Origin of the sequence: Streptomyces fodineus (assembly GCF_001735805.1) — a bacterium.
In the GTDB taxonomy this organism is placed as follows: Bacteria; Actinomycetota; Actinomycetes; order Streptomycetales; family Streptomycetaceae; genus Streptomyces; species Streptomyces fodineus.
In genome coordinates this window covers 5,415,125-5,434,107 of the sequence record NZ_CP017248.1, presented here as the reverse complement: position 1 = coordinate 5,434,107, position 18,983 = coordinate 5,415,125, and the positions used below count along the sequence as shown (strand labels likewise).

Here is an 18,983-nt window from a genome sequence, read left to right as displayed (position 1 = left end):
TACGTTACAGCCTCCCAGGGCCGTCTCCAAGTGGATGAACGTCCCGTTTTGTCCAGCTCCAAGCGTACGACTTCCGCTACTCCGTTCGGTGGCTCGGCGCCGATCCGGGCCCGAATCCGGAATTGATCAACGGCTGCCGGGCGGTGGTGCGTGATCAATATCGGGGACGGTCATCGAGGGGGTCGCGCATTCCTTCACGGAAATTTTGCGAGTGGTTATGTGAATGCCGAACGAGCCCCGCAAAGTGACTGGAGAGTCACCTGAGACCGGAGTGGCGAAGCTCCCGCAGGTACCCCCAGCCGGAGGCAAGCAGGGTGCTTGGGGAGGGTCGGGTGCGGCGGCCCGGGAACGGCTCGGTAACCTAAGGCCGCTGACAGACACTTAGGGTGGCTTTATAAGGGGAGCCGCCCGCGCGTTCAAGGAGTTGCCGCCGCCGTGAGCAGCAGCCTTCGACGCGGCGCCCTCGCCGCCTCCGCCATCGTCTTCTCGATCGCCTCGCTCGCCGCCTGTGGCGCCGGCAACAACTCGCAGACCCTTGAGGTCAAGCCGGACAACGCGGCGACCGCGGTCGGCAACATCAAGGTCCAGAACGCCACGATCATCACCCAGCCCGACCTGAAGTCGACGGGCCCGGCCGTGATCTCCGCGACCCTGTTCAACGCGGGCAGCACGGACGAGACGCTGCAGTCGATCACCATCCCGGGCAGCACCGAGACCGTGAAGCTGACCCCGGCCAAGGGCGGCAGCCTGACCGTCCCGGCGCACGGCTCCCTGCTCCTCGGCGGCCAGAACAACGCCTCCGCCGCGATCCCCAACGGGCGCGCGTCGGTCCAGGACGGCAACGCCCAGAAGGTCACCTTCACCTTCAGCAAGACCGGTGACGTGAGCCTGCGCGCCTTCGTGGTGCCGGCCACCAGCTACTTCGACAAGTGGGGCCCGAGCCAGATCCCGTCCGTCTCGGCGCCGGCCAGCGGTGCCCCGGGCGCCACCCCGACCAGCTCCGGCAAGCCGGGCAAGCCGCGCAAGGGCGGCAAGGCCACCCCGTCGTCCTCCGCGACCGGCACCACGAACACCGGCGCCACCCCGGCCGACTCGGCGTCCCAGTCGGCCGCGGGCCACTGAGCACCACCCCACGCGACACCGAGGGCGGCACCCCGCAGGGGGCGCCGCCCTTCGTCGTACAGCCGCTGTCCACGGCCGACATACAGCCGGTGTCCGCGGTTTACGGCTCGAACTTGTAGCCCAGACCCCGGACCGTCACCAGGTACCGGGGTGCGCCCGGGTCCGGCTCGATCTTGGCGCGCAGGCGCTTGACGTGCACGTCGAGGGTCTTGGTGTCGCCCACGTAGTCGGCGCCCCAGACGCGGTCGATGAGCTGCATGCGGGTCAGGACGCGGCCCGCGTTGCGCAGGAGCATCTCCAGCAGGTCGAACTCCTTCAGTGGGAGGTCGACCTTGGAGCCGGAGACGGTGACCACGTGCCGGTCCACGTCCATGCGGACCGGGCCCGCCTCCAGCGCGGCCGGGGCGACCTCCTCCGGCTCGCCGCGGCGGCGCAGGACGGCACGGATGCGGGCGACCAGCTCACGCGAGGAGAACGGCTTGGTGACGTAGTCATCGGCTCCTATCTCCAGGCCGACGACCTTGTCGATCTCGCTGTCCTTGGCCGTCACCATGATCACGGGGACGTTGGAGCGACCGCGCAGCTGGCGGCACACCTCCGTGCCGGGCAGCCCCGGCAGCATCAGGTCGAGGAGGACGAGATCGGCGCCGTTGCGCTCGAACTCGTCGAGTCCGTCGGGGCCGGTGGCCGCGATGGCGACCTCGAAGCCCTCCTTGCGGAGCATGTAAGACAGGGCGTCGGAGAAGGACTCCTCGTCCTCGACGACGAGCACTCGGGTCACGGAAGGACCTCCGGGGCAGGAAGCGGTTCGTACGGGGATGACTCGGTGGCGCCGCCGTCCTCGTCTTCGTCGAGGTCGGGGTGCTGTTGTGCACGGTCGCGGGCCGCACCCGCCTCCGGCAGCCTGAGGGTGAAGGTGGAGCCCTGGCCTTCGGCGCTCCAGACCGTGACCTCCCCGCCGTGCGAGGCGACCACGTGCTTGACGATCGCGAGACCCAGACCGGTGCCTCCGGTGGCCCGGGAGCGGGCCGGGTCGACGCGGTAGAAACGCTCGAAGATGCGCTCCTTGTCCCTGTCGGAGATGCCGATGCCCTGATCCGTCACGGCCAGCTCGATCATGTCGCCGCCGGGTGCGCTGACCCGGCGGGCGGCTATGCCGACACGGGTGCGGGCCGGGGAGTAGTTCACGGCGTTCTCCACCAGGTTGCCCAGGGCGGCGGCCAGCTGGCCGCGGTTGCCCCAGACATGCAGATCGGCGGTGCCACCGGCGGCCATGGTGATCTGCTTCGTGCCGGCCTGGTGCCGGCAGCGGTCCATGGCCTCGGCGACCAGCTCGTCCACGCGGATGGGCTCGGCGTCCTCCAGCGGGTCGTCGTTCTGCACCCGGGAGAGGTCGATCAGCTCCTGGACCAGGTTGGTCAGGCGGGTCGCCTCGATCTGCATACGGCCCGCGAAGCGCTGTACGGCCTCGGGGTCGTCCGAGGCGTCCATGACCGCCTCGGAGAGGAGGGAGAGAGCGCCGACGGGCGTCTTCAGCTCATGGCTCACATTGGCCACGAAGTCGCGTCGTACGGCCTCGATCCTCCTGGCCTCCGTCAGGTCCTCGACCAGCAGCAGGACCAGGCGGGAGCCGAGCGGGGCCACGCGCGCGGAGACGGCGAGGGCCTCGCCGCGTCCGGTGCCGCGCCGGGGAAGGTCCAGCTCGACCTGCCGTATCTCGCCGTCGCGTCTGGTGTCCCGGGCCATCTGGAGCATGGGCTCGATGGCGAGCTTGCCGCCGCGGACCAGCCCGAGGGCGTAGGCGGCGGAGCTGGCCTTGACCACGGCATCGGCCTCGTCGAGGACGACGGCCGAGGAGCGGAGCACGGACAGCACGGTGTCCACGCCGGGCGGGAGTACGGGATCGGTGTGCAAGGAAGTCCTGGTCGGTCGCTTCTGGTCGCGTTCGCTCCAACGGAACGCCAGCATGGCGATGACACCGGTGAGCACTCCGGCGATCGCTGCCGCTGCGGCGACCGCCGCGTTCACGTCCATGCATCCAGGTTAAGCAGGCCCTACGACATGACCACAGCCGTCGAGGTGGGACCTCGGACACTCGTCGCCCAGAGTTCACCTTGGGGCCAGGATTGGTTCATTTGGGGTGGCGGAAACCGTCGCGTGCGGGGCAGAACGTGGGAGCGTGGGGACCAAGCACACCTATGAGAGGGAACCCTGATGCGGGACGCGTACCACGAGGAACTTGACTCGATCGGCGACGGTCTGGTGGAGATGGCCCGGCTGGTCGGGTCGGCGATCGGGCGCGCCACGACCGCCATGCTGGACGCCGACCTGAAGCTGGCCGAGAGCGTGATCGAGGCCGACCAGAAGGTCGACGAGCTCCAGCACGACCTGGAGGCCCGGGCCATAGCCCTGCTCGCCCGGCAGCAGCCGGTGGCGACCGACCTCCGTATCGTCGTCACCTCGCTGCGCATGTCCGCCGACCTGGAGCGGTCCGGCGACCTCGCCCAGCACGTGGCGAAGCTGGCCCGGCTGCGCTTCCCCGAGCGCGCGGTGCCGCGCGACCTGCACGCCACGATCCTGGAGATGGGCCAGCTCGCGCAGCGTCTGATGGCCAAGGCCGCCGAGGTGATCATCACCAAGGACGTCGACCTCGCGCTGCAGCTGGAGCAGGACGACGACGAGATGGACCTGCTGCACCGCACCCTGTTCCAGCACCTGATCGACGAGCGCTGGAAGCACGGCATCGAGACGGCGGTGGACGTCACCCTGCTCGGCCGCTACTACGAGCGCTACGCGGACCACGCCGTGGCCGTCGCCAAGCGCGTCGTCTACCTGGTCACGGGCGAACACGCGGACGAGCTCCAGGCGGACATCCAGCCGGTCACGGGAGTGGAGGGGCCTGACCCCTCCGGGGGTCGGCTGCGGGGGGACCGACTCTCGGCACCTATGGGGCCGCTGGGGCTCCGGAGTCGGTCTCCCGGCTTCTGAGGGGAGCTTTTCGGGGTGGTGCGGGGGCGCGTGGGCGCATCTGTGCGCCGTTGATGCGCCCAGGGAAGCGGGCATGCAATGGGTGAGGGCATCCCTGCCCCAGCGTTTAGGAGGGACCCATGGCCGAATCCCCCAGCACCACGCCCGACCCCACGCAGGAGCGCGAAACCGACCAGCCCGCCGAGACCAGGAGCCTTGCGCTGATCGGCGCGTGCGGCTGCGGCTCGGGCTGCGGCTGCGGGTGCCAGTCGGGCGGCCCCTGCCAGTGCGGCTGAGCGGCGGCACGACGTCGTAGAACAGGGCCGGTGTGAACCCGATTCACACCGGCCCTGGGCGTGTACGGACCCCGTCACGACCATTGCGCGCGCCGGTGCAGATCCTCCAGCGCGTCCCGGACGGTGGTCGTCCGGTACCAGTCCAGCCACTCCCCCGCCTCCCGGGCCACCCGGTCCAGCGCGCCGAGCTCGGCCCCGGTGTAGGCATGGCCGGGCTGGTCGTGATGGGTGGAGAACATGCCCTGCGGACGGCCGGCCGGGCCCGGGATGGGCGTGCACTGCAGCGAGCGGCTGTGGGCGGCGAGCAGCACCGCCCGGGAGGTCTCGTCGAAGTCCGGCGCGGTGGCGACGTCCTCGACGACGACCCGTTCGCGTTTGCGCGCCGCGTGGCCGCAGGCGGTGCTGGTGTCGTCGATCACGGCGAAGAAGCGCACGAACTCCACGGGGAAACCGCAGTGCGACTCCAGCCACAGCGTGTTGTCGCTGGCGTCGATGAGCTGGACGTTGGCCATGGCCGTACGCGTGATCGCGCAGACGGCGTCCCGCAGCGCGTCCAGGACCACCGGCAGCGACAGCGGCCGGCCCGGTGTTCCGGTGACGAATCCGACGACGGGCTGCGGAAGGCGGACCGGGCCGGGGAACCAGGGCAGGCCGGCGTGCGGTGGCGGCGCCTGGGCGAGCGCGGCCGCGAGCCGGACGCTGCCGAGGCCGTGGGCCCGGCCGACGCCGTGGAGCAGGGCGGCGGCGCGGTCGGCGGTCCGCAGACCGTAGCGCTCCAGGAGGATGCCCTGGGCGCGGGCGACCAGGGCGTGCGCGAGCAGCTCGTGGCGCAGTTCGACGGCGTACCGGCGCAGCTGGGGGCCGTCCGGGGCGACGGCCGAGGTGAGGAACACGCTCAGGGCGTCCGACACCGTCGGGTACAGCCCGCATCCGGCGCCCCCCGGCAGCCGCGCCCGGGCCAGGACGGCGGCGGCCTCGGCGGGGCAGGCGGCGAGGAGAAGCAGCCGGCCGTGCACCGCGGCACCATCGGCGAACCGGCACAGGGCCTCGGCGGCGGCGGGTGACAGACGGCCCAGACCGCTCAGATCGAGGACGAGTTGGGTGGGTCCCGGCGCGCGGAGGGCGCGGTCCAGCTCTGCCCCGGAGTCGGCGTCGCCGCACAGCGCCAACACCGTCAGTCGGCCCGTCGCCAGGCCGGGCATGACCAGTTCCGCCACGGTCCGGCAGGAGAAATGCTGCATCACGGGCCCCTGCCCTGCAGGCCACGAGACCACTTGGACCCCGCGGCTCGACCCCCTCCCAGCGTAGACGCGCGAGGTAAAGCCGTCAGTAGGCCTATTGGGGCAAACAGGGCGAGTTGGGGAGCCGGGGCGGTGCGGCCGGGCGTCGGCCGGTCACGGCGGCCGGTAGCACGTACGTGGTCAGCGGCTCGGCGGCGCAGACGACTCGACGGGCTCGTCGGGCTCGGGGGTGAGTACGACGTCCGGGTGGAGGGTGCGCCGGACCAGGGCGTGGGCCGTGTCCACCAGGCGGCGGCAGTGGTCGTCGGCGTGGGCACGCAGGGCGGCGCGGGCCTCGGAGAGGGTGAGTCCGCCGGTCTCGGCGAGCATTCCGCAGGCCATGTCGACGGCGGCCTTGGCGGCGAGGGCGGCCTGTACGCGGGCGCTGACGTCGGTCGGACGCAGCGGCTCCGGGCGCCAGTTGACCAGCGCGACGGCCGTGACGTCGGCGAGCGCCTGGGCCAGCTCCAGATCGAGCGGGGGCAGCCCGCCGGGTCTGCGCAACAGGAGGTTGACGGCGCCGACGGTCTGCTGGTGGACGCGCAGCGGCAGTGCGTGCAGGGAGCGGTAACCGCGCCGTACGGCGAAGGGGGCGACCTGCGGCCAGCGGTCCCGGCTGTGCTCCAGGTCCCGGACGTCTATACGGCGGCTGTCGCGGAAGCTCTCCAGGCAGGGGCCCTCGTCGGCCTGGAGCTGGAAGAACTCCAGCGCGCCCGCGTCGTCCTCGGTGACCGCCAGGGTGCGCAGGTCGCCGCGGCCGGAGACGACCAGGATGCCGACCGCGTCGGCACCGGTGATGTCGACGCAGTTGCAGGCCAGGCGCTCGACGAGCACCACCGGGTCGATGTCGTCGGCCAGGGAGTCGGCCAGCCCGACGAGCGCCTCGGCGAGCTGTTGTTCACGGCCCATCACCGTTCACCGTCCCTTCCCTCGTCCCCGGCGTCGCGCCCGTCCTCACCGGCGTAGTCCCTGCGGCCACCGCCGTCGTCCGTCTCCGGGGTCTCCGGCTCCTTCCGGAAGCGGAGCTTGCGGGCCAGGACCTCGCGGGCCAGCTGGCTGACCGTGCGGCCCTCGGCGTACGCGCGGGCCCGCAGCCGGTCCAGGGCCTGCTCGGGGTCCAGGTCCAGCTGAACCATCACCATGCCGACCGCCTGATAGACCTCGGTGTGGTCGGCCTCGGAGGCCGCCACCCAGGACGCTACCTCGTCCTCCGTGTCCTGCTCGGTGTCGCCGCGTTCTTCCCCGGGTCGGTCGTGGTCGGCCGGGCGCAGGCTCATGAGCGCGTAGGTGACCGCGTCCCGCACCCACAGCGCGGTGCGCATGTCCCGCTCGGTCAGCCCGCCGGCGCGTTCGCTGTACAGGTCGAGGGTGCCGATCGCGGCGCTGCTGACGCCGAGGGGCAGCGAGAAGACGGCGCGGACGCCGATCTCCACCGCCTCGTGCGCGAAGATCGGCCAGCGGCGGGCGTCGGCTCCCGCGGTGAGGTCGGCCGCGATGACGGGGGCGCCCTGGTCGAGGGCGGTCTGGCAGGGTCCGTCGCCGACGGTGTACTGCAACTCGGCGAGCCGCGCGGCGAGCCGGTCGCTGGCGCACCAGGTGACGCGTACGCCCTTCCCCCCGGAGATCGACACGGAGGAACCGCTGACCGGCAGCAGTCGTACGCACGCCTGGCACAGCGCGCCCGGGACCTGCTGCGGATCGTCCGCAGCCTGCACCGCGGCGGCCAGCGTCTCACTGACGCGCAGCCTCGCCTGACCGTCCGGCGGCACACCACCGCCGGCCGGCTTCTGCGGCCGCTCGGGCGCCATGGCCATCACCCCCGTCGCGGCGCGCCCTCACCAGACATGATCCACCAGTATCCCGTCCGACACCCCCGGACCGACTACTCCACACCCCGAGTTCCCACCCGCAGAGAACCTACGTGGCCCACCCCACAATGACGCCGCCACCGCCGCACTGTGACCTCTGGGAATGAGGGTGCGCCTGATACTGCGACGCCCGTTGGACGGGCTCCCGGTCCGAGGACGACCACCGGCGCACCCGGCCGCGCATCAAGGGGTCCGGGCAGCGACCCGTCCTCCGCCTGCCGTACGCATGCCGACAGTGCCACCGCCCTTGCTTCCATCAGGGCTGACCCCATGGGGTACGTCACGCGCTTCACGCCGCACGCACAGCGGGACATGCTCAAGATCGCGCGCCCCGACACCCTCTACCGCCAAGTTCCGTAGGTCCGACGAAGAAGCCCCTGCCGGCGGAAATCTCGCGGGCAGGGGCTTGATCTGTTACCGCTTACTTCTTCTTGCCCTGGGTCTTGCCGGGGATCTTGATGAGCTGGATCTTTGCTGGTCAGGGGCGGCGGGCACGTGCGCCTGGTGGTCGTCGTTGGTCATCACTGGCCACTGTCGAGCGACCTCGGGCGGCCCAGGGACGGCCCAGCTCTGCCGCACTCGACTGGCGGCCGGTACCCCTCGACACGCGCCGTCTGAACCTCAGCCGACGACAGTCAGCCACGACGGCGAGAACGTCGACCGACCACGAACACGTGTGCCTCGCTGCACCCCCACCGGCCTCAGCCACGTTGCCAATGCGGTCGACCAGAGCAAGCCACGACGACCGGCCCCTGACTACGGTGCCTGAGCCCTCAGCTTGGGAAGCTAGGGGCGTTAGGGGGAGGTTGCAGAACCGACCTGGGGTGGTGCCGTGTCGGAGCCTGGATCTCCGCCAGCCTGTTCCCCGCTGCTCCCCGTGGTTCCCCGCACGATCTGGCACGCGTCTGGCACGGTCGCTCCGTCGAGCAGCGCGGCAAGTTCCCTTAGGTCGTTCGCGACCATGACTTGAGCGAGGCGTCCGGCGACGGCCACGACCTGCGGCCAGGCAGATGCCTGGAGATACTCCGGGTCGGTGTCGTTGGGCGCCTCGGCCGCCGCGGCGTTAAGCGCGGTACCGAGCTCTCTCATCAGGACGACCTCTTCGTCACTTCGGAGGCTGACGCCGAGGAACCGCTCTGGCTCGTCGGCGTCGCAGAAGTCGTCGAAGAGTGTGTGGAAGACATGGTTCAGGTCTTCGAACGCCGACGGGTCGAGCCACACGTCCCGCTGCCATGGTGGATTGGCCAGGGCCAACACAACGGGTACGACGTGGACTCGGTGGTTCGCTATGAGTCGGGCAGCTTCGCTCACGGTTCCGAGCGTAGCGACCGCGGCAGGTGGAGACGTCGGCGCTCTCGGAGCACCGCTTTAGGAGTTCGATCCCTCCTCGGCACTATCGGGGAGCCACCCGGTCATGCTGGCCATGTCAGGCCGCCTGGGGGTGCTGGTGTCCGGCCGTTGATGTCACTCGTGGATGTCAGAAACACCCAACCGCCTGCGCTCGCAGGCACGATGGCCCCGTGGTTGACCTGGAGCGCATCAAGGCAGAGACCGTGGGTACTTCCGAGCTCTCGCCGGTTCCCCGCGACCGGAGTGGAGCCATCACTGGGCCACGTCGGCGTACGCGGTGGCGCAAGCTTGCCAGGTCTCAACTTGGACAAGATGAGACAGGGCTTCCGGTGACTGGAGCACACTGCTGCTGTGACAAATAGGCAACGACTCATCCTCTGGGGTTCCACAGCAGTCGCAGGACTCGCGCTCATCGGCCTGAGCGCCTACTTGGGCTTGCAAAAGGCCAACGAGATCGCCGGAATAGTCAGCGCAGTTACAGGCATTATTGCCCTGGCGCTGGGCATTTACCAGATTGTTCAGGGGCAGAGATCCACGGGTGGTCGCCCTTCTCCTCGGCAGGTGCAGCGTGGAGGCAACAACTCAACCAATATCCAGAGTGGTGGCGATCTCACTATTGGAGATAACAACCAGATTGGACGTGATCGATGACTTGGCGGCAGCGGCAGCGAGGTGGTGATGATTCGACCAACATTCAGGCGCAAGTCGCAAACTTTGGCATTAGTTACGTGGATGCTAAGAACATTGCGATGGACGTTTTCAGTGACAATTTTCTGAAGTTGGCTCAGGAGGCTCATCGAATAGCCTTTGAGCGGGCTGAAGAGTTCATTGCGAACTACCTTCATGAACTCCATGAGCGGAAGCCCGAGGCGATCGAAAATATTCAGGACCCTGGACTTCAGTCGGATATCCTTGAAGCGCAGTCAGGATTCGCCAAGACCGGGGACGAAGACCTAGGCGAGGTCCTCGTAGATATTCTCGTAGACCGAAGTTCTCGCAGCGACCGGAACATCACCAGTCTTTCTCTCAGTGAGGCGCTCAGGGTTTCACAGAAGCTCACAAACACGCAGTTCGCGGCATTGAGTTGCATATTCGTGTTTAAGCAGCTCAAAATGCTGAACCTTGCAAATCAGCACCAGTTCTACGGCAGGTTGCTCGAATATCTGCGCCCACTCGGTGAAAATATCCGGGCTGTCACCCTCTCGGACGTACAGTACCTTGCCGGCCTTGGGTGTGTAACTATTTCGATCGGTTCGACTTCGATTCCCGAGTGCTTCCGTCGCGAATACCCTGGGCTGTTCTCGAGAGGCCTTGACCTGGAGCAGAACCCGGTGATTAAGGGCCTAGAAGGCACTCCCTTGATCACCAATAATCTACGCAACCCTAACTCGTGGCAATTCAATGCGGTCGATGAGGCGACGTTGATTCGGACCCTGGAAGGTCTCGGGCTGGCGGAACGGAAAGATGAAATCGTTGGCGTCATGAAGGCCAATCTCATGACAGAGGAAGAGATACTCGCAGAGTTTCAGGGGGTTGATGCTGTAGTAGAGCCGCTCGTGGGAGCTTACAACGGTAGCCAACTACCGAACTGCCTAAATACGGCTATTGGTACCGCGATAGCCCATGCAAACTTGCGTCGAGTGACGAACGGGTCTTTTGATAGCGACGTCGGGATTTGGATTTCATAAGCGAGGGGCATGTTCAATTCGGCCTGCCTGAAGTTCGTCTCGTAAATGATCTCTGATTGGTCTGGGCGCGGTCGGTGATCAATCCGAACGCCCGCCTATCCGGTGAGGTTGAGATTGTTGTAGGCGGGCGATGCCGTCCGTTGTGGCACGGGGATTCACAGTGTGTGGAGCTGGGTCGTAGGAGCCCTCAGTTGGTCGGGCCGGGCACTGCGCCGGCAGCTCTCACGTCCGAACTGGATGCTGGACGGCCTGGGGCACGGACTGCTTCGTCCCTAAGCAACTTGGGCAGGGGCGCTGCCTGAGGCCGGTGTGCTCCTTACCTCCGCCGATGGTCCGTACGCGGCCGTGCTCGTCCGCCGGCGTGCGTCGGCGTTGTCACGCAGTGAGACACTCACGCAGGAAGGGGCCAGGCGCTTAGAAGCTGCGGGCAAGCCTCGGCGGGCAAGGCCGCTGTCGCTGCGCTATGGCGTCAGAAGTGCACGCAGAGTCTCGTCGCAGCACAACATGTCCTGCGAGCGTCGGGGCGTGCTCGCACCTACATGAAGTTCCCAAGCTTTTTGAGCCGTTGATCGAGCTGAGTCAAGAGCGATGGGAGGATGTCAGCAGCGTGCGCGAGCGAGTTCGCGGAGCCCCGAAGTCCTTGAGCGTCGAAAACTTCTGCTGCATAAGCCAGTCGTCGAGCGCTATCCGCTTCCATGCCACCGGACTTGTCCGATATGACGGTGACGATGTTGCGCAGCTCACGAAGGGCATCTGACGTGAGCGTCCCTGTTTGCTCCAACTGGTCGGCGATCTTCTCCAGCCGCGTTGCCGGCGGGGTGAACACCGAGATGAGGAGGGCCGCGAGCTGATCCTCGCTAAGTGGCTGGATCCGGTCCAACGCCGCGCCATTCTCGCCTTCGTGGGCGCGCTTCCACTCCCGAAGCAGATCGACTGGATATCGCTCCTCGCCGTGGTTCTTGTCGTCGACCTCGGCGTGATGGGCAAGACAGAGAAGTATCAGGTTCTTGAACGACTCACGCTCTCGCGCTTCCTTCTCTGATGAACAGGGGCGGTAGCGGGCGGCAGTGCGCTTGACCCCGATGATGTGGGCGATCTGAGCGTTCTTCTGATAGACGCCAGGCCGGACTTCATAGATCACAGGAAAGGGGCACCCAGGGGCGTAGCACCGGCCGTTGCTAAGCGTCCAGAGAGCGGCCTCAACTGCCGCAGGAATGTTGCGCCGCCGCTCTGGATCCTCGTCTGATCGCCTCATACGAACAGCCTAGGTGGTGCACTCGCACCGCCGTATACCGCAAAGTGGTAGATTCCGCCGGGCCTCATGGCACCTTTGGAGACCGGAACCAAGGCCCCGGACTAAGATCGGCCCCGGGCCTTAGCGCTGGTGCCCCCGGCAGGACTTGAACCTGCGGCACCCGCTTTAGGAGCGCGGTTGGGCTGTCACGCGTGTGAGCTGCGGATTTCCTGCCGTGGTCAGAGTTCGGCCGACGTACCCCTGCGGACTCCGTTTCCCCGTGAGTCCCCGTCCGATCTGGCACGACAGTGGCACGGCCTGGGGGCCGGGCCTTGGGTCCCCTCGATGCGAACTGCGTGGTGTGGGTATCGAGCTTGGATGGGGTCCGTTGGGTCACCCCCGACTAAAACAGTGTCGACTGCTGGCCTCGTCTTTCCAGCCACTCGGCCATCTCCTGGCAGCTTCGGACGTAAGCGAGTGCAGCGTGCGGGCTCAGGTATTGGAGCCGTGCGTGAGCGGCCCGGTTTCGTACCTGGCTGAGCTCCACAAGCGAGTTTCTGATGTCTTGTGGAAGGTTAAGGCGCTCGATTAGGGGCCTGACCGGCAAAGGTCTCCGAGCGGTCGTTCCTAGCTCTGCCATTTCCAGTCGCCGCAGTTGAGCCTCTACGGGCCACCATGCCGCAACAACAGCCGATTCCGGCTGAGTCTCGGCGTATGCAAGGAGGGCGTCCTCTGGTGCGCTGTAGCGTCTCAAATAGGGGCGTACCAACGGACGATCAGCAGGCGCAGGCGGTTGAGGTTCCTGGCTTGCGCCTGGTTCTTGGTGAGCGGGTTCACTGCTAGTTGCAGGCTCGTTGGTGAGGACAGCAACCTCGGCATCCTCGCTGGCCTCGATGACCTCTTCGGAGAACTCAGCATCAATGCCTGGGGCACTCAGCATGCGGACTCGGCGGATCAACGCGCCTAGTTGGGTGCGGAACCCGTAGACGATTGCGAGAGTCGTGGCTGGCCAGACTATGACCTTGATGTAGTCGAGTACTAGTCGTGCGATCTCCACGCGAGCATCATGCCGTAGCACGTTCACCCATCACTACGGATCCGCAAACCACGCGGTCGGCGTAACGACTTTGGCCGGGAGCTGCTTTGGCGCGAGTGATCATGGCCCCGTAAGCTTCCGGCGCGTCGGGCAGTCTGTGGACCTGCCCGGTAAAGCACGACGTTGGGGCCATGATCTTCGAGGCTCGCGCCAAAGTGGCTGGCTAAAGTCGTGGAGCTGACCGCCCCAGCCACGACGTGTTCTGACCTCATGCACTGTGTGCCTGCCTCTTGGGCGGGAGCGGGCGGCCGGCGGTGCCGAGCGGGGCGGAGACATGAGCGCGGGCGCCGCCGGCCGCCCGCTCCCGCCCGGAGGAGCGAAGCGACGACGGGTGCTTGAACCAGTAAAGAAAGTTGTAACTCAGTTGCTGGGGTTGGTGGTTTGGTCAGTTCCCGAGTCTCCGGCTTCCGCGATGCGGCGGCCGTGTTCGGCAGCTCGTAGCAGTGACTGGGCTACCTGTTCGGCATCGTCGGGGCGCAGGTAGATCTCCTGGGTCCACAGCACGGACAGCCGCACGATGCCGTTCAGCAGGTTCGTTGCCACGTCCACCTCGACGCCGTTGCCGGTTGCGTCGGTGACCGTCAGATCCAGGTCGCTGCTGTAGGCGCTCATGTGCCGGAGCATGCCTGAGGCCCGGCTTCAGGTACGAGGCCGGGCCTTCAATGTCAGTTGAGAGGGGACACCCTAGTTCTGGGGCTGAACTCATAGGCGCAGGGTGGGAGCTCTGTCCGATGGGCTAGCGGTAGGTAGGCCACCGGTCGGATGGTCCAAGTGACGCGGGTGTCGGCGTGTACGACTGACACCGTGCAGGACTCCGACCGCAGTAGGGCTCGCCTGGTCTCGGCGCGGCCGTCGTGCAGCCACTCCCACGCCTCGTCTGAAGCGTCCGGGTCCAAGGCTGGTGAGATCGTGCGGAGTGCCACCGCCACCCATCGGTCGGCCTGCGGTGCCGAGTAGGCATCGAAGGATGCCAGGAGTGCCGGCCCCCGCTGCTCGGTGAGGTCTTCTGTCCAGCACTCGCACCAGAAGCCGCGGCGGGTTGCCTGACTCAGCACGAATGACCTCCCCGCAGTGCTTCTGCGTACAGCTCCGCGGTGACCGTGTGGCCCTGGTCGCTGTCGTGCACGACGACCCGGTGAGCGATGACGCTGACCATGCCCAGGCCCCGGCCGTGCTCGGCGTCCTGGTCCTGGTGCTCGACCTTCGGGGCCGTCCCCGCGCCGCCGTCATCCGTGACCGAGACCGCCACCACCTGGCCGGAGACCGCGACGGCCAGATGGAAGGTGCCGTGCTCCCGGCCGCTCGCCGTGTGAAGGATCGCGTTCGCGCTCAGCTCGCTCACGATCAGTTCGGCGTCCTCCGCTAAAGGGGAGCCGCTCAGAATGTCACGGGTCCATCGACGGGCCCGGCTCACCTCTTCCGGGAATCCTGGGCAACTCAGCCCCCAGACCCGAGCCGTGCTCGTATACTCGTGCATACAAGTTCCTTTACGCTGGTAGGCCGCCATGTGCAGCGGGTTCGGGCTAGACGAGTTTCACGCCGTCGTGGGCGCGGATGGCCGGCGGGGTCGTCGCGTCGAGTGCGTCCAGGACGCGGATCGAGTACGCCTCGTCGGCAAGCTCGGTGACCTCTTCGCGGGTGGCCCAGCGCAGCGCGCGGGTCTCGTCACCGGTGGTGGGCACACCGTCGGCGGCTTCACAGCGGAAGACCAGCGAGATGATCAGGCCCGTCATGTTCTTGTAGACGCCGGTCAGAGTCGCGGGAAGCGCGATCTTGATCCCGGTCTCTTCGAGGACTTCGCGCTGAAGAGCTTCCGGGATGGTCTCCTCGCGTTCGAGGACGCCGCCCGGCGGCTCCCAGTGACCGTTGTCCCGGCGCTGGATCAGGAGGGCTCGGCCCTGGTCGTCCACGACGACCCCGGCGACGCTCACGGAGTGCGGGCGTTCAGTGCTCACGTTCCTCGGCCCTCTCGGCTGGCTAGGCTCTCCACCGTAGCAACAGAACTCGCCCACTCGTCTAGATACCTAAAGGAGTACTCACGTGAGCCCTCTTCCTTCGGGCCTCCTCGGTGATCTCGACCCCACGAGCGATCGTGCGGTCTTCCGGCAGATCGCCGACCAGTTGCGCGAGGCCATCGACCGTGGGCGATTCCGTGAGGGCGAGAAGCTGCCCTCCGAAGCCGAGCTGGTCGAGCACTACGGAGTCTCCCGGATGACCGTGCGGAACTCCTTCTCCGTCCTCACCGGTGAGGGCCTGGTGCACGCCGAGCACGGCAAGGGCGTCTTCGTCCGGCCGCGTCCCCCCGTGCGCCGGCTCGCCTCCGACCGGTTCGCCCGGCGCCACCGCGAGCAGGGCAAGTCCGCCTTCATCGTTGAGGCCGACGCAGCAGGCAGCCATCCCACGGTCGACAGCCTTGAGGTCAAGGAAGAGAAGGCAAGCCAGGACATCTCCACCCGGCTCGGGTCGGTGCGACGGGTCCTCGCTCGTCGGCGCCGGTATCTCCTCGACGGGCGGCCGGTCGAGTTCGCGACCTCCTACCTCCCGCTCGACATCGCCCGCGGCACTCCTATCGCCGAGCCCAACCCGGGCCCCGGCGGCATCTACGCCCGCCTCGAAGAGCTGGGGCACCACCTCGACCACTTCGAGGAGGAGATCCGCGCCCGCATGCCCTCGCCCGCAGAGGTGAAGCTCCTGCATCTGGCGTCCGGCGTGCCCGTCATCCACCTGATCCGGACCGCCTTCGACACCGAGGGGCGTGCCGTCGAGGTCTGCGACACGGTCATGGCGGCGGACGCGTACGTCCTGTCGTACCAGCTCCCGGCGACCTGATCCCGGGAGCGGCGGTAGTGCGCGGGGACGCTTCTCCGAACTCGTACACACCGACACGGTTACTCGTATAGACGAGTGGGCAAGTTGTGTGGCAAGGTGATCCGCGTGATCCCGGAGATCGGGTTCGCAGGTCGACTCTTGTATAGACGAGTAGATAGGGGTAGTACCTTGCGCACCATCCGCGTTGAGACCTCCGCCGCGACGATCCTCCTCACGGAGGCTCCGGAGCCGAAGGTCCGTGACCGGCAGACGGGCGAGATCGCCAAGGACGCGACCAGCGGCGAGGCGCTGATGACCATCGGCGTCGTCTACATCGAGGACGGTGAGTCCTCGCTCATCAAGGTCACCGTTCCCGAGGGTGGCGTCTCCGAGGGCCTGATCCTCGGCTCGCCGGTGTCGCTGCCCGGCCTCGTCGCCCGGCCGTGGGAGTCCGTCTTCAACGGCCAGCAGCGCCACGGCATCGCCTACAGGGCCGCCGCCGTGACCCCGGCCGCCTTCCCGGCCGTCTCCGGGGCCGCCGCCTGATGTCCGACCTGACGACGCTCCTCGAAGTGGGTGGTCCTGTCGCCGCACTCGGCGGCGGGGCCGCCTACGCCCGGGCCAAGCACCCGGCGGCGTACTGGTCCACGGTCGGCCTTCCGGTGTCCACGGTCCGGCTGCTCAGCTCGTACGGCTCGGTCATGGAGGCATGCGGCCTGACCGTGGCTCCCTCCCGGCTGCGGGTCCTCGCCGTCAAGGCCATGACCCAGCGCGAAGTGCGGCCCGCACCGCCGCGCCGGGGCATCATCCGACCCACCACGACCGGACTGCGGATCCGTCTTCGCCTGGCGCCGGGCCAAGAGCCCGCCGACTTCGCGGCCTCTGCCGAGCGACTGCGGCACGCCTGGGGTGTCCACGCCGTCTACGTCACCACCGTGAAGCCTGGGGTCGTCGATCTGCGGCTCGTCGGCTACGACGTCTTACGGCGGGTGCGCATGCCCCGTAAGACCGCGCACGGCCCCCTCGAAGTGCCGGTCGCACTGCGAGAGGACGCCACTCCCTTCGTCCGCGACTACCGCACCATCCCCCACCAACTCACCCTCGGCGCCACCCTGTCCGGCAAGTCCATGTACCTGCGCCACCTGATCGCCGGACTCTCTCCTCAGTCCGTCGCCATGGTCGGCATCGACTGCAAGCGGGGCGTCGAACTGGCCCCCTTCGCACCCCGGCTCTCCGCACTGGCCACCGACCCGGAGCAGGCGGCCGAGCTGCTGCCCGTGCTGGTCAACGAGATGGAGGACCGATACGACCTGATCAAGGCCCGGCAGGGCATCGCCCCTGCCACTCCGGACGAGGAGATCACCTCCGACATCTGGGGCCTGCCCGAGCACGAACGCCCCGTGCCCATCGTTCTGTTCGTGGACGAGGTCGCTGAACTCTTCCTCGTCGCGACCAAGAGGGACGAGGAACGCCGCGACGAGATGGTCACCCAGCTCATCCGGCTCGCCCAGCTCGGCCGCGCCGCCGGCATCTATCTGGAGGTGTGCGGGCAGCGCTTCGGCGCTGAACTCGGCAAGGGCGCCACCATGCTCCGCGCCCAGCTGACCGGCCGCGTCTGCCACCGCGTCAACGACGAGGCCTCCGCGAAGATGGCCCTCGGCGACATCGCACCGGAGGCTGTCCAGGCAGCCTGTTCCATCGCTCCCGAACGGCCCGGCCTGGCCGTAGCGGGCGACACCTCCGGCGGCTGGTCCCGCATCCGCACGCCGTACCTCTCCCTCGGGGACGCTGCCGAGACCTGCCGCGAGTCGGTCCACCTGGTGCCCGACCTGCCCGCGCTGAAGCCCTTCCGGCCCGACGTACCCGTGCGCCCGGTCGGGACCGCGGCCCCGGTCTTCCTGCCCCGCCCGGTCACCGACTGATTCCCTCCGCTCGACTCCGGAAGGAGCCGCATCATGCGCGCCCGCTTGGCCCGCGTCGACGCGGTGCTCGTCCAGGCGCTCATCGCCGCCGCGCTGTCCTTCGCCCACCTGCACGACGTCGCCGTGGCGGCCGGACAGGACGGCTGGAAGGCCTGGGCCTACCCCGTCTCCGTCGACCTGCTGCTCGTCGCCGCCTGGCGTCGACTGCGCTCTGGCACAACCAAAACGGCGGCCTGGTGCTGGTTCGTCGTCGCACTCACCGCATCCCTCGGCGCCAACGTCGCCACCGCCGGCCTCCTCGACCTCGGCAACGTCCCGGCCTGGCTACGCATCCTCGTCGCCGGCTGGCCCGCCGTCGCCTTCCTCGGCGGCACCCTCCTCGCGCACACCGCGCCAAAGACGGGCCTCGGTCCGGAGGTCACCGAGGAGGACGGGCCCGAAACCGCGCCCGAGCCGCTAGCCCACCCCGCCATCGAGGCACCGCCCCAGCCCCCGCCCGTACCCGTGCCGTCCGCCCTGGTCGCCCACGCCCGCAAGGTCGCCGCCGAGCACCACGCCCGGACCGGCACCCCGATCGACACCCCGACCCTGCGCGCTCGCCTCGGCGTCCCGGTGCCCATGGCCGAAGCCATCGCCGCCCACCTCTGAGAGGAGATCCATGACCGCCAACCGCAGCTTCCGCAACGTCACCCGCATCGGCCCCGTCCAGGTCGGCACCGCCTACGACAACCGAGGCCGCGAGAAGCACACCGCTGCCTGCACCGCCCCGCGCTGCGGCTTCTCCGCGGACTACGACAGCCGCGCCGCCGCCGAACTGGCCGCCCGCACCCATCGTTGCCCCACCCGCTGAAAGGACCCGGACCACCGTGACCGTCAGCCTGCCGCTCGTCGTCGTTCTCGGCTTCTTCGCCTGGGGAGCGATCAAGTTCCTCGGCGTCCGCACCTGGATCGTCGTCCTCATCGCCCTGTTCGGCTTCTGGCTCTCGCACACCTTCCTCGCGCCCGCCATCGAGTCCGGCACGCGGTCCGGCGTGGGTGTCGTAAACGGCTCACATGACTAGACGAGTAGGCAAGGAGAAGCCCGCCGTGTTCCTGCCCAAGTACCCGGACAACCCGACTCCGCCGCCGGTTCACACGCACGCCCCGACCGACCCGGCTCCCACCCGACGCGCCCTGCCGTCGATCTCCATCGACCAGAAGACGGTCGCGGCCGTGGTCGTCGCGGGCGTGGTCCTCACCGCGCTCCTGGCCGCCGTCGCCGTCACGGCCATCTCCGTGGCCATCGCCGCCGTGGTCCTGCGCTCGCTGCTCCACGAGCACAACCGGCGCTGAGGCGCCCAGACCTCCGGGGC

Annotated in this window: 23 protein-coding genes; 12 read left to right on the top strand and 11 right to left on the bottom strand. The window is 68.2% G+C overall.

Annotated elements, in window-relative coordinates; genetic code table 11:
* Positions 1-435 precede the first annotated feature (435 nt).
* Positions 436-1,122, top strand: a complete 687-nt coding sequence (locus BFF78_RS23210; RefSeq protein ID WP_069780154.1) for a copper chaperone PCu(A)C domain-containing protein — start codon at positions 436-438, stop codon at positions 1,120-1,122.
* Positions 1,123-1,222: 100 nt separating this feature from the next.
* On the opposite strand, the gene phoP is transcribed toward BFF78_RS23210, so the two are convergent.
* Together phoP and phoR are read right to left on the bottom strand one after the other, a co-directional pair.
* Positions 1,223-1,894, bottom strand: a complete 672-nt coding sequence (gene phoP / locus BFF78_RS23205) for a two-component system response regulator PhoP (protein ID WP_472573265.1) — start codon at positions 1,892-1,894, stop codon at positions 1,223-1,225.
* 5 nt (positions 1,895-1,899) lie between these two features.
* The gene (phoR, locus tag BFF78_RS23200) at positions 1,900-3,156 is read right to left on the bottom strand and encodes a two-component system sensor histidine kinase PhoR (RefSeq protein ID WP_069780153.1); all 1,257 of its coding nucleotides are present in this window, start codon (positions 3,154-3,156) and stop codon (positions 1,900-1,902) included.
* Between the two features lie 180 nt (positions 3,157-3,336).
* On the opposite strand from phoR, the gene phoU reads away from it, so the two are divergent.
* The gene (phoU, locus tag BFF78_RS23195) at positions 3,337-4,110 is read left to right on the top strand and encodes a phosphate signaling complex protein PhoU (RefSeq protein WP_227025915.1); all 774 of its coding nucleotides are present in this window, start codon (positions 3,337-3,339) and stop codon (positions 4,108-4,110) included.
* A gap of 119 nt (positions 4,111-4,229) precedes the next feature.
* Complete coding sequence (locus BFF78_RS46955; RefSeq protein ID WP_165289376.1) at positions 4,230-4,385, top strand: hypothetical protein; 156 nt, start codon at positions 4,230-4,232, stop codon at positions 4,383-4,385.
* A gap of 74 nt (positions 4,386-4,459) precedes the next feature.
* Here BFF78_RS46955 and BFF78_RS23190 read toward each other — a convergent pair whose 3' ends face one another.
* The 4 genes from BFF78_RS23190 to BFF78_RS23175 all read right to left on the bottom strand — a co-directional run bounded on the left by BFF78_RS23190 (position 4,460) and on the right by BFF78_RS23175 (position 8,844).
* On the bottom strand, positions 4,460-5,626 hold the full coding sequence (locus BFF78_RS23190; protein ID WP_069780152.1) for a GAF and ANTAR domain-containing protein: 1,167 nt from the start codon (positions 5,624-5,626) through the stop codon (positions 4,460-4,462).
* A gap of 180 nt (positions 5,627-5,806) precedes the next feature.
* On the bottom strand, positions 5,807-6,574 hold the full coding sequence (locus BFF78_RS23185) for a GAF and ANTAR domain-containing protein (RefSeq protein ID WP_069780151.1): 768 nt from the start codon (positions 6,572-6,574) through the stop codon (positions 5,807-5,809).
* The gene (locus BFF78_RS23180; protein ID WP_079161844.1) at positions 6,574-7,473 is read right to left on the bottom strand and encodes a GAF and ANTAR domain-containing protein; all 900 of its coding nucleotides are present in this window, start codon (positions 7,471-7,473) and stop codon (positions 6,574-6,576) included. Before BFF78_RS23180 ends, BFF78_RS23185 begins: the two co-directional genes overlap by 1 nt.
* Positions 7,474-8,328: 855 nt before the next feature.
* The gene (locus BFF78_RS23175) at positions 8,329-8,844 is read right to left on the bottom strand and encodes an SCO4402 family protein (protein WP_227025914.1); all 516 of its coding nucleotides are present in this window, start codon (positions 8,842-8,844) and stop codon (positions 8,329-8,331) included.
* A gap of 390 nt (positions 8,845-9,234) precedes the next feature.
* Between BFF78_RS23175 and BFF78_RS46315 the strand changes: the two genes are divergently transcribed.
* Both BFF78_RS46315 and BFF78_RS46310 read left to right on the top strand, forming a co-directional pair.
* Complete coding sequence (locus BFF78_RS46315; RefSeq protein WP_159033044.1) at positions 9,235-9,534, top strand: hypothetical protein; 300 nt, start codon at positions 9,235-9,237, stop codon at positions 9,532-9,534.
* Complete coding sequence (locus tag BFF78_RS46310; RefSeq protein ID WP_159033043.1) at positions 9,531-10,571, top strand: LPO_1073/Vpar_1526 family protein; 1,041 nt, start codon at positions 9,531-9,533, stop codon at positions 10,569-10,571. Before BFF78_RS46315 ends, BFF78_RS46310 begins: the two co-directional genes overlap by 4 nt.
* 535 nt (positions 10,572-11,106) lie before the next feature.
* Here the strand turns inward: BFF78_RS46310 and BFF78_RS23170 are convergent.
* The 5 genes from BFF78_RS23170 to BFF78_RS23155 form a co-directional block, all read right to left on the bottom strand.
* The gene (locus BFF78_RS23170; protein ID WP_079161435.1) at positions 11,107-11,712 is read right to left on the bottom strand and encodes a hypothetical protein; all 606 of its coding nucleotides are present in this window, start codon (positions 11,710-11,712) and stop codon (positions 11,107-11,109) included.
* A 1,549-nt stretch (positions 11,713-13,261) separates the two neighbouring features.
* The gene (locus BFF78_RS23165; protein ID WP_227025913.1) at positions 13,262-13,513 is read right to left on the bottom strand and encodes a hypothetical protein; all 252 of its coding nucleotides are present in this window, start codon (positions 13,511-13,513) and stop codon (positions 13,262-13,264) included.
* Between the two features lie 53 nt (positions 13,514-13,566).
* Entirely contained in the window at positions 13,567-13,956 is a 390-nt protein-coding gene (locus BFF78_RS48365) for a hypothetical protein (RefSeq protein WP_079161434.1), read from the bottom strand.
* Positions 13,950-14,378: an ATP-binding protein gene (locus BFF78_RS23160; RefSeq protein WP_069780149.1), complete on the bottom strand. Its 429-nt coding sequence runs from the start codon at positions 14,376-14,378 to the stop codon at positions 13,950-13,952. The genes BFF78_RS48365 and BFF78_RS23160 overlap by 7 nt, the downstream gene beginning before the upstream one ends.
* A 46-nt stretch (positions 14,379-14,424) precedes the next feature.
* Positions 14,425-14,832, bottom strand: coding sequence for an NUDIX hydrolase (locus BFF78_RS23155; protein WP_069780148.1), 408 nt, complete (start codon positions 14,830-14,832; stop codon positions 14,425-14,427).
* A 109-nt stretch (positions 14,833-14,941) separates the two neighbouring features.
* Here BFF78_RS23155 and BFF78_RS23150 point away from each other — a divergent pair, with 109 nt between their 5' ends.
* The 7 genes from BFF78_RS23150 to BFF78_RS23120 all read left to right on the top strand — a co-directional run bounded on the left by BFF78_RS23150 (position 14,942) and on the right by BFF78_RS23120 (position 18,963).
* A complete protein-coding gene (locus BFF78_RS23150; RefSeq protein ID WP_069780147.1) occupies positions 14,942-15,730 on the top strand; it encodes a GntR family transcriptional regulator in 789 nt (262 codons plus the stop codon).
* Between the two features lie 168 nt (positions 15,731-15,898).
* Positions 15,899-16,255 (top strand): SCO3933 family regulatory protein, encoded by a 357-nt coding sequence (locus BFF78_RS23145; protein WP_053710567.1) that lies wholly within the window; start codon positions 15,899-15,901, stop codon positions 16,253-16,255.
* Entirely contained in the window at positions 16,255-17,631 is a 1,377-nt protein-coding gene (locus tag BFF78_RS23140; RefSeq protein ID WP_069780146.1) for an FtsK/SpoIIIE domain-containing protein, read from the top strand. The genes BFF78_RS23145 and BFF78_RS23140 overlap by 1 nt, the downstream gene beginning before the upstream one ends.
* Before the next feature lie 33 nt (positions 17,632-17,664).
* Entirely contained in the window at positions 17,665-18,279 is a 615-nt protein-coding gene (locus BFF78_RS23135) for a DUF2637 domain-containing protein (RefSeq protein ID WP_069780145.1), read from the top strand.
* Positions 18,280-18,289: 10 nt separating this feature from the next.
* The gene (locus tag BFF78_RS23130; protein WP_069780144.1) at positions 18,290-18,481 is read left to right on the top strand and encodes a mobile element transfer protein; all 192 of its coding nucleotides are present in this window, start codon (positions 18,290-18,292) and stop codon (positions 18,479-18,481) included.
* 16 nt (positions 18,482-18,497) lie between these two features.
* A complete protein-coding gene (locus BFF78_RS23125) occupies positions 18,498-18,692 on the top strand; it encodes a hypothetical protein (RefSeq protein WP_020940615.1) in 195 nt (64 codons plus the stop codon).
* A 25-nt stretch (positions 18,693-18,717) separates the two neighbouring features.
* Positions 18,718-18,963, top strand: a complete 246-nt coding sequence (locus BFF78_RS23120) for a SpdD protein (protein ID WP_069780143.1) — start codon at positions 18,718-18,720, stop codon at positions 18,961-18,963.
* Positions 18,964-18,983 lie beyond the last annotated feature (20 nt).

Coding starts and splice junctions, on each gene's coding strand:
- phoR (WP_069780153.1), bottom strand. CDS start 3,156: ATGGACGTGAACGCGGCGGTCGCCGCAGCGGCAGCGATCGCCGGAGTG.
- phoU (WP_227025915.1), top strand. CDS start 3,337: ATGCGGGACGCGTACCACGAGGAACTTGACTCGATCGGCGACGGTCTG.
- BFF78_RS46955 (WP_165289376.1), top strand. CDS start 4,230: ATGGCCGAATCCCCCAGCACCACGCCCGACCCCACGCAGGAGCGCGAA.
- BFF78_RS23190 (WP_069780152.1), bottom strand. CDS start 5,626: ATGCAGCATTTCTCCTGCCGGACCGTGGCGGAACTGGTCATGCCCGGC.
- BFF78_RS23185 (WP_069780151.1), bottom strand. CDS start 6,574: ATGGGCCGTGAACAACAGCTCGCCGAGGCGCTCGTCGGGCTGGCCGAC.
- BFF78_RS23180 (WP_079161844.1), bottom strand. CDS start 7,473: ATGGCGCCCGAGCGGCCGCAGAAGCCGGCCGGCGGTGGTGTGCCGCCG.
- BFF78_RS46310 (WP_159033043.1), top strand. CDS start 9,531: ATGACTTGGCGGCAGCGGCAGCGAGGTGGTGATGATTCGACCAACATT.
- BFF78_RS23165 (WP_227025913.1), bottom strand. CDS start 13,513: ATGAGCGCCTACAGCAGCGACCTGGATCTGACGGTCACCGACGCAACC.
- BFF78_RS23160 (WP_069780149.1), bottom strand. CDS start 14,378: ATGCACGAGTATACGAGCACGGCTCGGGTCTGGGGGCTGAGTTGCCCA.
- BFF78_RS23140 (WP_069780146.1), top strand. CDS start 16,255: ATGTCCGACCTGACGACGCTCCTCGAAGTGGGTGGTCCTGTCGCCGCA.
- BFF78_RS23135 (WP_069780145.1), top strand. CDS start 17,665: ATGCGCGCCCGCTTGGCCCGCGTCGACGCGGTGCTCGTCCAGGCGCTC.
- BFF78_RS23130 (WP_069780144.1), top strand. CDS start 18,290: ATGACCGCCAACCGCAGCTTCCGCAACGTCACCCGCATCGGCCCCGTC.